This window comes from Hyunsoonleella ulvae, from assembly GCF_016827605.1.
GTDB classification, from domain to species: Bacteria; Bacteroidota; Bacteroidia; order Flavobacteriales; family Flavobacteriaceae; genus Jejuia; species Jejuia ulvae.
This window is the reverse complement of sequence record NZ_JAEPJQ010000003.1, coordinates 102,130-113,945: the sequence shown is the minus strand read 5'-3', so window position 1 is coordinate 113,945 and position 11,816 is coordinate 102,130. Positions and strand designations below refer to the sequence as shown.

The following is an 11,816-nucleotide window of genomic DNA, read 5'->3' as shown; positions in this document are numbered from 1 at the left end:
CTGTTTGGGCAAACAAAAGTAATAGGTCACACCCATAATAGCTAGACCTACACATCTAACCTTTTCATTGCGCTAAAACCTATTACTTTGTTCATCTACCTCATTATCCTGGCTTTAAATTGGCATATCAAAAGCTATAATTTTCTCAACTTTTTTATTCTCAAGCGTGGTAAAAATCACTTTAAAATACATTTTACTCATCACGATTTTAGCTGCACCTTCATTAATAGTATTGTTATCCTTTATATGAGAAACCCAATCTTCGCCACAATGTCCTTTTACCTTGTCTTTAAAGGCGTTGATATCTACCTCAACAAATTGATTTACCGATTTATTATCGTATGAAACGGTTTTAAACACACTATTTTTATGCTTAGTTTTTAAGGGCTCCCAAGCGGAATAAAAATGTTTCCAATCTTCTAAATGACAGTACGACGCATCGCCATGTATAGCAATACTACTTTCATACTTTTGAAACACTTTTACATCCTTGTACTTGGAATGGTGTCGTATTCTAATGGTTTTATTTTTTAAGGTCTCTCCAAAATCTATAAACGCATCAACAGTACTTGCATCGTGTACGGCAACTTGTGGGTCTCCAATAATTTCCGCCCTCAAATTGTTAAACTCTATTTTAAAATCCTCAAAATCTATACTAAAACGTTTTTCAAGTTTTCTATCTGTTAAAAACCCATTAAACACATAGCCTGTTCTGTTATTATATAAATCATCCGTACAGGTAACCTTTACCCATTCCCCTGAAATAACAGTATTATCGTCTTTAACATCAAGCTTTAAATTGGTGCGTTCAGTAACTTCCAGAGCGGTACCGTAAACTAATTTATCCACACGCTTTGATCCTTGATTAGGTGTTTCCCTTAAAAATAGGCCATTATCAGCGTTTACGTATCTAATCTCTTGTGCGTTAACTGCATTAAACCCTATTAATACAGCTATTATATAAATATATGTTTTCATTGTTTTTTTGTTTTATGTTACCTGTTGCGTATGTATTTTGAGCGTTACCACAAGGGTCAGGTCTGCCTACCGGCAAGTAGGCTTTCACTGCTCAATCGTATTCAGAGCCACGAAATACACACGCCTTAGTAACGTTATTTAATAATTGTTATCCACTTCCCTTTAGTTCGTACTAAAAAGTCGTTATCATACATTGCTTCCGCTTGAATTCCAGGCAAGTAATAAGAGCCTAAATAACTAGCATTTAGCATTACCGAGAATGTTTTGGAGCTATTGGAATTTCCGCTTTTGCTTAAGTCAAAATAGAAATTCACGCGGTCGTCTCTAATATCTATATGGCGCGCTTTATTAGAGGTTGTGTCTCCAAACGCTGTAAACCGGGTATTTACAATTTCCCATCCCGAAGGGAAAATTTGCGTTAGGGCCACATCATTAATATTGTAGTTTTTTAGATTACTTACACTAACGGTAGCCACAAAATCCTGACCTTGCATTAGTTTAGTAATATCAATTGTACTGCCTTGTAAATCTTTGTATTGTACTGAAACGCTTAAACCTCTTTTTTCCACCAACTCCTGCCCAAGAGGTAGCTTTCCAGAATTCAATACACGAACGTATACTACATTATTTTCTTTGTTATTTATGGCTATTGCGTTGCTTCCATCAACAATTTTTAGCTGTCTTTGGGCAACGGCGTTTTTAGTTTGTATGGTTTCAGAAGAACCGTTAATGTTATAGCTTACATGTAGGGCTTTCCCTCCATTTGCGCCTACCATTTTTGCCATTGCCAATAAACTATATGCTGTGGTTTGTGTGCTCATCCACTTATCACTAGAGAGGCTTTTGGCAATGGTTTCAGCCAAATCACGAGTTTTTGGGTTTTTAGTTAACACCATAGTCTCCAGAGCCATGGCACGATTTCTATCCACAGAGCCATACGTATAAGAATTATAGCGAAGCGATTTAAATTCAATATTAGCCATTTCCGAAAGTTTATCACTGGCTTCTTTCTGTCCAGCCAAGGCATAAGCCGCTGCCAATCGCCATTTGGCTTCATTTGAAATTTCACTGAATTCCCGCAAGCGATTCATACTGGCTAAATCTGGGCTTCCAGCCAAAGCAAGAGTGTATAAACGATATGCTTGGGCCAAATCAGAATTATAACGTCTGTAGCTTGGACGCCAATTTCTAGCGGTTTGTTTTTGGTATTTCAACCAACTACTTTTAAAGGTAAGCGGTAACACATAGCCTTTTTTCTCGGCCTCAATCATAAAATGCCCTGCATAACTCGTTCCCCAATCGTTAGCGCTATTTTCTCCCATCCAATAACTTAATCCGCCATTTGGTCTTTGAAAGCGTCCTAATCGTTGAATACCTTTTTCAACATTATCTCTAATTTGTTGTTTCTTTTCAAAAGTGAGATCAAAAATATCTTCTAAAAATAATTGCGGAAATACGCTAGATGTGGTTTGCTCTACACAACCATGAGGATAGCGAATTAAATATTGCAAACGCCTTGTAAAATCCATAGCTGGTAATGTTGAAAACTCCACAGTTGCAGTATTTGTACCCGCTACACCAAAGGTTGAAAACCCTATAGTTTCAGAAGCGTTGGCAACTACCGTTTTATCAATAGATTTTGACGTTACAGGATTTGTATTCTCCACATCCAGCTCTACTTTATATTTTGACGTTTCTCCATTTCCTGTAGCGATTACTTCAACCGTATTAATACCTTTGGCTTTACTTACATCTAGTTTAAAATATGCCATTTGCTCATCGGGTTTAGCAAAGCTCAAAGTCTTTTTAGCATTGCCAACAACCGAAATGCCATCACTCAATTTTAAACTAATATTGACATTTTTCACTTTAGGTTCCATCGCAAAAACCGTAACAGGTAAGGTTACTTTTTCGCCAGGGCTCAATTTTCGAGGAAGCGTAGCTAAAACCATCAAAGGTTTTTTTACAGGAACGGTTTTGTCTACACTTCCATAAGCTTCATTGCTGTTATTCCCTGCAACCACCATAGTACGTACAGAACCAATATAATTAGGCAGTTTTATTTGGTGGGTTTTGGTTTTTCCAGCATCCAGTTTAAAAGGTCCTAAATAGGTTACTACGGGTTTAAACCGGTTGGCTTTTTTGTTTTTACCGCCTGCTGCACTGCCATCTCCACCAATAGCAAATACTTGGTCTATACTTCCGGAATACGCACCAATTACATCATCAAATACATCCCAAGTTTTTACCCCCAAGGCTTCACGTTTGTAAAACTCGTTCCACGCATTTGGTGTTTTAAATCGGGTTAAATCCAACAAGCCTTCTTCAACCATAGCAATGGTGTAGGTCATGGGTTTATTATCTTTTTCAGAGATTTTCACTTTAAAGGTTTGCTCAGGTCTTAACTGCTCTGGCATCTGTATTTCTGGGTACAATTTAGTATCGGGATTTTCAACCATCATGGGAATTACACCATATAGTCTAATAGGTAAATCATTAGCGGTTATGGCATGCGGTTGTAATAGAGAAATATTAACAAATACATTGGGTGCCATTTCCTTGGTTACAGGAATATCTACCGTGGTTTCGCCTTTTACTGTTTTTACCCATTTATAGTCTAAAACTTCAGTACCATTTTCAATGCTTACCAAAGCGCGACCTTCGCTTCCTGAGGCAAATGTAACTTTGGCGTTTTCGCCAACATTATACTTTTCTTTATCAGAGGAAAACACTAACATTTTAGCCGCTTCTTTATCGCTAGATGGTGCTTTTTGCCACCAGTTTTTATAGAAATATGCGGTACGTCCTGTGGCATGACCGCTTTTAGGATCAACCACCCTTACTAAATAGCGTCCACGTTTAGTATCTGGAATATTTATGTTGAAGTTAGCTTTACCATTGACATCTGTATTCACTTTTATGGATTTAAAAGGCCTATGATATCTGCTTGACACATAGCTTGCTAAATCATCGTAAGAAGAATTCCACCACCAACGCCACTCTACTTTATAAATTTTAACTTCAAGATTGTTGCGTTGTATGGGTTTCCCATTTGTATCTACGGTAACTACATCAAAGGTTTGATTTTCATCTGTAAAAAACGAACCATAAGCGTTCCCTTTTGGCAAACGCAAGCCAACAAAGGCATTGTATGGCGCATATGTTTTAGTAAAGGCATCTAGGGAAAAATCGCCACCGTTTTCAAAAGCACGAACCAAAAATTGCACATTTAACATCCCCGGAGCATTTTTGCCTACATTAAGTTTTTTATTAATTGAGGCTAATCCTTCTTCATTCACTTTCCCCTCAAATACATTAATGTCTTCCATCTGAAATTTACGTGTAGGATCATTAAAGGTATAATCCTTATAATTTTTAAAAGCGGTGTAAGCCGTACTAAATTTTGCTTTTACTTCTGCTCTCAGGTTTTTCCCAGGTGCGCCGTGTAACCATTTTACATCCAAGGTACCCTTTAGCGGTGTGTTATTTGTTAAAATTTCATCTTCAAAATCGACTTTTAATTTAAGCCGATTAGGTTTTACGGTTTCAATTTTTAAACCTTTGTTAAAAGTTGCCCCACCAATGGAAATTTTAGCATTATAATTTCCAGTTTTATCCTCTGTAGATGTAGGCACCGTAAACTTGTAAAAATTATTGAGATTGTCTGTAGTTACATGTTTGTGCACAAGTTTTCCATTAGGGTCGGTAATTTCTAATTTTACAGGATGTTGTTTTGGTAGCGGATTAGCATTATCATTCAACATAAAGGTTAAATGTAAGGTGTCTCCTGGGCGCCATACACCTCGTTCGCCATACAAATAGCCTTTCAATCCACGTTGTAAACGATGACCAGAGACATCAAACTTACTTAAGGATAAAGAGTTACCATCGTGCAGCTTTACATAGGTGGTGTTATTTCCTTTTGAAACAATGGCGAAATTAGCGTGGTGGTCTGCATCAATGATTGTTAAGCCCTCCTCATCAGTTGTGCGACTTGCTATTTCTTGCTGTTGAAAGTTATATAATGATACTTTTGCGTTACCCACAGGGGAAATGCTTAAAATATCTGTTACTGCGAAATAATACGAATTATTACCACCTCGTTTTGCAATAACACCCAAATTGGATGCCAATAAGTTTTGAGAAACGATTTTACGCTCATTGTAATATGCATCATGACAAGGGTTTTGTTCTTCTCGCCAGTTATAGCTGTAATTTTTATAGCGATATAACAAATTGTCCCAATACATTTCCTCTCGGAGCTCTTCATCTCCTGAGGCTAAATCATCATCATTTTCTTCATAGTAATCTTCCTCGTAATAGTCGTCATAATAATCGTCTTCATCATTTGTAGTACTCGGATTGTTAGCTTCACAATCATATAGTGAATATCGTCTATCAAAACTTAATTCCACACGATAAATAGCGCCTGCATCTGCTTTAAAAAATTTGGACAAATCGATGCTGTAAGCTTTCCATTTCCCTGTGTTTTCAGCCGAGGTTTGCAACTGAATAGTTTGTTTTGCAATACGTCTTCCTACTTTTTTAATATCGTATCGGTTATTGCTGTTTAGGTTATTGTCCTGTAAAAATTGTAATATATTGTCTTCAAAAATCTTAATCACTCTCACATCCACCGCACTTAAATTTACCGCTTCAAAATTGAATTTCAATTCTTGCGAATTAGGTAAAATTGTACCGTTGCTAATCAATCTTACCTGTGGTTTTAAATCTTCAAAAGCAATCGTTTCAGAAAAAGGAGTTTTCAATTTATAACCTTCTTCATTTTTGATACCTTGAAATACATCCACTTGAATATTGCCCACTAGTTTACTATCTGGATACACTTTAAGTAGGTTTCCTTCGACTATAAACCTTGGGTTTTTTACTTTTTGAATGGATACTAAGCCATCAAAATTTTGCTGTTTTTTAAGAGGGTCAGAAAAGTTAATGGATAAAAATTGCTCGGGCGACTGTGTTACTTCGACATCAACGATGGTAAAGTTATTTTTACCTGGAATTAATACTGTGTTTTCGCCCTTATTAACTGCTTTAATAGGGCTTCCATTCCATTTTACCAAAATTTTACTGTCTTCAACTAAACGATTAATACTATCAATTTTAAATTCAAAATGTTTAGAACTGGCATTCAATTCATTAAAAACAATATTTAGTTTTTTACCATTTTGCGACGCTTCCACCAACCGCTTTGCATCCTTAATAGAAATAATATCAGCAGATTTTATAACACCTTCCAAATATTGCCATTCCTTACTGTAGGATTGTAAACTATTGGTAACCAGATTAAAACTAGGGGTTATGGTTTTAAACTGAAAGGTGTAGTTTTCAAAACCATCAGGCATGTTTTTGTAGATATCTTTCAGTTTAACAGTAACGGTATATTCGGTATCAGGCTCTAAATGCTCATCTGGTGTAAATGCTAAAGTATGTTTGTTGGTAACGGTTAATTTACCTTCCACATGTGGTGTGATGGAAACAATGTTATCGGTTATTTCCTGTCCCATTTCCCAACCTTCTACATCATTCGCTAAATTAATTTGAATAGGATTTGCTACCGATGTCATTCCAGAAGTGGTATAGCTGACGTAATCTCGGAATTTAAAGATATTATCTGTTTCTACTGCTTTCTTTTTACAGGATATAGCTAACGCAATTACCATTACGACAGCAAAGAGCTTTTTTAATGACATAAAGTTTGAAGATTTAGAATGAACAAATTACTGAAAAAACGAAAGCGTAGGTAGAATCTCGTTAATTTAATTACGTTGAAGTTTTAAGGTTTAGCCTTGTGAGAAATGTTAAATAACTCTTAAGGTTTTAGGTGTTAAAAATTAACGTATAGTAGCTTTCTCAATTAAGAATCATCGATAAACGGACATTTTAAATGCATTTTCATCGAATTTTTAATCTTTTCAAGTCTGAGAATAGTCTATCAGCGTATATTCCACATACCCAAATTTACCTATTATTATGAAAGTCTTTTTTTCTAAAACCTACATTTTACTTGTTTGCATTTCATTTTTAATGATTTCTGTTTCATGTTCAAAAGAAGAAGAACTAACTGAAGAGGAAGCTGTTGAAATGGCAGAAGTCCTTTCTGTTGCAGACGAAATATTACAATTAGTTAATGAACATAGATTAAGTATTGGCGAAAACCCATTACAAGTAAATGATTTAGCAACTAATTTAGCAATCGAGCATACTAATTATATGATTGCCCAGAACGATATTAGTCATGATGATTTCGACCAACGTTCTGATCGTTTAATTGCTGAAGAAAATGCGTCACGAACAGGCGAAAATGTAGCTTATGGTCAACGCTCTGCCCAACAAGTAATGACCGCTTGGTTAAATAGTTCTGGACATAGAAAAAATATTGAAGGCGACTTTACGCACATTGGTATTGGCGTTATCAAAAACGACGCTGGTGTGTATTATTTTACTCAGATATTTTTAAAGAAGCGCAATATTAATACTTAGCATTAAGTATTTTAAGAAAATAAGGATACTGCTAAAAAAGTTATTTAGTTTGCAAACATCTCAACATACAATTCGCCTTTATTATTCATTGTAGCGCGAAACATACCGGGGGTGTTAAACTCCATAACCATATTGCCATTATGATCAATAGCTATAATACCACCATTACCTTTGCCGTCGCCTACGTTTGGTAATTTATTCTGAATAACTTCCTTTGCTGCATCCTCTAAACTAAGCGCTTTATACTCCATAAGTGCAGAGATATCGTAAGCTACCGTGCCACGAATAAAATATTCGCCCCAGCCAGTACTAGACACAGCACAAGTAGCGTTATTAGCATAAGTTCCAGCACCAATAATTGGGGAATCTCCAATACGCCCCCAACGTTTATTCGTCATACCGCCTGTTGAGGTGCCTGCTGCTAAATTTCCGTGTTTGTCTAAAGCCGCACAACCTACAGTTCCAAATTTTGAGTTTTGAATATCTGCATCGTAAAACGAGGCGACCTTTTTTTGTTCTGAGGCTTTCACACGCTCTAAAGACTTCATGCTCTTTTCTGTATAGAAGTACTCTGGATCTACGATATCCAAACCCTGTTCTTTGGCAAAGGTTTCAGCACCTTCTCTTGCAAGCATTACATGAGGCGAATCTTCCATAATAGCTCTTGCCAAATCTATAGGATTTTTAACCATTTTAGTACCTGCCGAAGCTCCTGCATTTAAAGTTTTACCATCCATAATAGAAGCATCGTGTTCGCAAGTACCCTCATTAGTAAAAACACCTCCTTTGCCAGCATTAAAAAGTGGAGAATCTTCTAGAATATTAATAGTTTTTTGAACAGCGTCTAAACTGGACCCACCATCTTTCAAAATGGTATAGCCTACACGAATAGCTTCTTCTAGTTTTTGGCGATACTCTGCTTCTTTTTCCTTAGAGATATTATCTTTTCTCATATAACCAGCACCACCATGTATTACAATAGCAAATTCTACTTTTTCTGTTTGATCCAAATCCTTTTTAATTTCTGGTTTTATATCATTCTTACAAGAGATTATCAGTAGAGTGATGCATAAAACGGAAAGTGCTTTTTTCATGTATCCAATAAATTTATAAGATGTAAAAGTACAAATTTCAATATTGCTAAATTTTAACAAAAATCATATTTACTTACTATATTCGTAAAAATTATTTGAATAACTGAATAATCAATAAAACATGGAATCAATAGCTACCAAATTTGGCATTCAAAATGCATTAAAAATATTAGGAGTACAGACTGTAAATGAGGGTACATCCACAGGGTCATTTCATTTTTCAAATGGAGAAATAATCGAAAGTTATTCTCCCGTTGATGGTCAACTAATAGGATCGGTAAAAGCAACTACAAAAGAAGATTATGAAACCGTGATGAAGGTAGCTACTTCTGCTTTTAAGGCATGGCGTATGGTGCCAGCACCTCAACGTGGAGAAATTGTGCGACAGTTTGGGGATAAATTACGTGAGAAAAAAGAAGCTTTGGGAAAATTGGTTTCCTATGAAATGGGAAAAAGTTATCAGGAAGGCTTGGGAGAAGTTCAAGAAATGATTGATATATGCGATTTTGCTGTTGGATTATCAAGACAACTACACGGCTTAACCATGCATTCCGAACGCCCTGGGCATCGTATGTACGAGCAGTATCATCCACTTGGCGTAGTAGGTATTATTTCTGCCTTTAATTTCCCTGTTGCTGTTTGGTCCTGGAACACGGCTTTGGCTTGGATTTGCGGTGATGTTTGTGTTTGGAAACCTTCCGAAAAAACACCCCTTTGCGGTATTGCTTGTCAAAATATCATTGCTGAAGTTTTAAAAACCAATAATTTACCAGAAGGTATTTCCTGTTTAATAAATGGTAATTACATAGTGGGTGAGTTTATGACAAAGGATTCTCGCATCCCTTTAATATCTGCAACTGGATCTACCAGAATGGGAAAAATAGTAGCTAAGGAAGTTGCAGGACGTTTAGGTAAATCGCTTTTAGAATTAGGTGGTAATAATGCCATTATCGTAACACCAGATGCCGATATAAAAATGACGGTAATTGGCGCTGTTTTTGGAGCTGTTGGTACTGCAGGACAGCGCTGTACATCAACCCGTCGTTTAATTATTCATGAAACTATTTACGATAAAGTTAAACATGCTATTGTTGATGCCTACAAACAATTACGAATAGGTAATCCATTAGATGAAAATAATCACGTTGGGCCTTTAATTGATACTCATGCTGTTAAGATGTATAAAGAAGCCTTAGACAAGGTGGTTGAAGAAGGTGGTACTATTTTGGTTGAAGGTGGTGTGTTTTCAGGAAAAGGTTATGAAAGCGGCTGCTACGTAAAACCTGCTATTGCAGAGGCAAAATCAGAATATGAAATTGTGCAACATGAAACTTTTGCACCTGTTTTATATTTATTGAAATACTCTGAAAGCATAGAAAATGCTATTGATATTCAGAATAATGTAGCGCAAGGGTTATCATCAGCGATTATGACCAATAATTTACGCGAGGCTGAACAATTTCTATCACAAGAAGGCTCTGATTGCGGTATTGCCAATGTAAATATAGGGACATCTGGTGCTGAAATTGGGGGTGCTTTTGGCGGTGAAAAAGAAACTGGTGGCGGACGTGAATCTGGTTCTGATGCTTGGAAAATTTATATGCGTCGCCAAACCAATACTATTAATTACACTACGGAATTGCCTTTAGCTCAAGGGATAAAGTTTGATTTGTAAAAACGTCACGTTTGATAGAATTAAGATACACTGAAACTGCAATATGTGGTATGCAAACAAGTGTCTTAAATAAAGTGAAGGGTTAACATTAAAATATTGATAGCTTAAAGCTTATTAAACCTTTATCCAAAACTTCAGTCTAAAAGTAATATTGGCATTACTTTAAATCATACAAATATGAAGCCTAAACACATACAGCATTTATACAGGCGTATTGGTTTTGGAATACTACCTTCAACACTACAAACTATATCTCCAAAAAGTAAGGCGCAAATAGTAGACGATCTCATTAAAGCTTCTAAAAACACTACTAAATTGGAAGTTGATATCTCTGAAATCAAAGATATTTTTGGAGGTATGATGAGTGGCTCAAGATTAGATGCAGATACGCGACGAAAAATTCAAAAAATAAGTAGAAAGAAACAAGTAGAACTTAATATATCCTGGATAAATCGTTTAGCAAATTCATCAGAATTACTTCGCGAAAAAATGACACTATTCTGGGCCAATCACTTTGTATGTGAAGACAATAATATCGTTTACATTCAACAATTCAATAATACTTTAAGACAACATGCTTTAGGTAATTTTGGTGATTTTGTTAAAGCCGTTTCAAAAGAAGCAGCTATGACAAAATACTTAAACACTAAGCAGAATAAAAAGCAAAAACCTAATGAAAATTTTGCTAGAGAATTGATGGAGTTATTTACTCTAGGAGAAGGTCATTATACCGAACAGGACATTAAGGAAAGTGCTAGAGCATTTACAGGTTATAGCCACAATCTACGTGGAGAGTTTTTGTTTAGAAAACGGCAACACGACTACACAGACAAAACATTCTTTGGAAAAACAGGAAATTTTAATGGAGAAGATATCATCGATATCATTTTAGAAGAGCGCCAGTGCGCCAAATACATTTGCACCAAAGTGTACCGCTATTTCGTAAACGATCTAGTAGATGAGAGACATGTAAATGCTATGACAGATGTGTTCTATAAAGACTACAACATAGAGCATCTAATGCAGTTTGTTTTAATGTCTAACTGGTTTTATGACGAAAAAAACATAGGTTCAAAAATCAAATCACCCATAGAGTTTTTAGTTGGACTAAAATATACAGTTCCTGTAGTATTTAAAAACCCCAAACAACTATTACAAATTCAACGGCTATTGGGTCAAACCCTATTAGATCCCCCCAATGTTGCAGGTTGGAAAGGTGGCCGAAACTGGATAGACAGCAATACTATTATGCTACGTTTAAAATTACCATCGTTGTTGCTGAATAACGCATACATTTCAAATGTTAAAAATGGTACTGAAGATGTGATGATAGATGCCAAAAAACAACACTTCAAGAAAAGATATGGTAAACGTTTTAATACAGAAACCAATTGGGATTATTTTGAAAAGCATTTTAAAAAAGTAGCCTTACAAGACATAGAACCCTACATTTTGGCTTGCCCATTACATAAAGATGCAAAAATATATTTACAGTCTTTACAAAAAGTTTCAAAACAAGAATACTGTATACAGCTTATGTCTTTACCAGAATATCAAATGTGTTAGTT

The 11,816-nt window shown here is 35.8% G+C and carries 6 protein-coding genes; 3 read left to right on the top strand and 3 right to left on the bottom strand.

All coding sequences use genetic code 11. The annotated features are described in order from the left end of the window. Nucleotides 1-114 precede the first annotated feature (114 nt). Nucleotides 115-978, bottom strand: a complete 864-nt coding sequence (locus JS605_RS09510; protein WP_203257487.1) for an SH3 domain-containing protein — start codon at nt 976-978, stop codon at nt 115-117. Nucleotides 979-1,112: 134 nt separating this feature from the next. Beyond that, nucleotides 1,113-6,689, bottom strand: coding sequence for an Ig-like domain-containing alpha-2-macroglobulin family protein (locus JS605_RS09505; protein WP_203257486.1), 5,577 nt, complete (start codon nt 6,687-6,689; stop codon nt 1,113-1,115). A 280-nt stretch (nt 6,690-6,969) separates the two neighbouring features. On the opposite strand from JS605_RS09505, the gene JS605_RS09500 reads away from it, so the two are divergent. Beyond that, nucleotides 6,970-7,479, top strand: coding sequence for a CAP domain-containing protein (locus tag JS605_RS09500; protein ID WP_203257485.1), 510 nt, complete (start codon nt 6,970-6,972; stop codon nt 7,477-7,479). A gap of 44 nt (nt 7,480-7,523) precedes the next feature. On the opposite strand, the gene JS605_RS09495 is transcribed toward JS605_RS09500, so the two are convergent. Next, the gene (locus tag JS605_RS09495) at nt 7,524-8,573 is read right to left on the bottom strand and encodes an isoaspartyl peptidase/L-asparaginase family protein (RefSeq protein ID WP_203257484.1); all 1,050 of its coding nucleotides are present in this window, start codon (nt 8,571-8,573) and stop codon (nt 7,524-7,526) included. A 121-nt stretch (nt 8,574-8,694) separates the two neighbouring features. Here JS605_RS09495 and amaB point away from each other — a divergent pair, with 121 nt between their 5' ends. Then, on the top strand, nt 8,695-10,248 hold the full coding sequence (gene amaB, locus JS605_RS09490) for an L-piperidine-6-carboxylate dehydrogenase (RefSeq protein ID WP_203257483.1): 1,554 nt from the start codon (nt 8,695-8,697) through the stop codon (nt 10,246-10,248). 177 nt (nt 10,249-10,425) lie between these two features. After that, nucleotides 10,426-11,814, top strand: a complete 1,389-nt coding sequence (locus tag JS605_RS09485) for a DUF1800 domain-containing protein (protein ID WP_203257482.1) — start codon at nt 10,426-10,428, stop codon at nt 11,812-11,814. The last annotated feature ends 2 nt before the right edge of the window (nt 11,815-11,816 follow it).

Excerpts from the sequence above, each read along its gene's own strand:
- JS605_RS09510 (WP_203257487.1), bottom strand. The coding sequence starts at position 978 with ATGAAAACATATATTTATATAATAGCTGTATTAATAGGGTTTAATGCA.
- JS605_RS09505 (WP_203257486.1), bottom strand. The coding sequence starts at position 6,689 with ATGTCATTAAAAAAGCTCTTTGCTGTCGTAATGGTAATTGCGTTAGCT.
- JS605_RS09500 (WP_203257485.1), top strand. The coding sequence starts at position 6,970 with ATGAAAGTCTTTTTTTCTAAAACCTACATTTTACTTGTTTGCATTTCA.
- JS605_RS09495 (WP_203257484.1), bottom strand. The coding sequence starts at position 8,573 with ATGAAAAAAGCACTTTCCGTTTTATGCATCACTCTACTGATAATCTCT.
- amaB (WP_203257483.1), top strand. The coding sequence starts at position 8,695 with ATGGAATCAATAGCTACCAAATTTGGCATTCAAAATGCATTAAAAATA.
- JS605_RS09485 (WP_203257482.1), top strand. The coding sequence starts at position 10,426 with ATGAAGCCTAAACACATACAGCATTTATACAGGCGTATTGGTTTTGGA.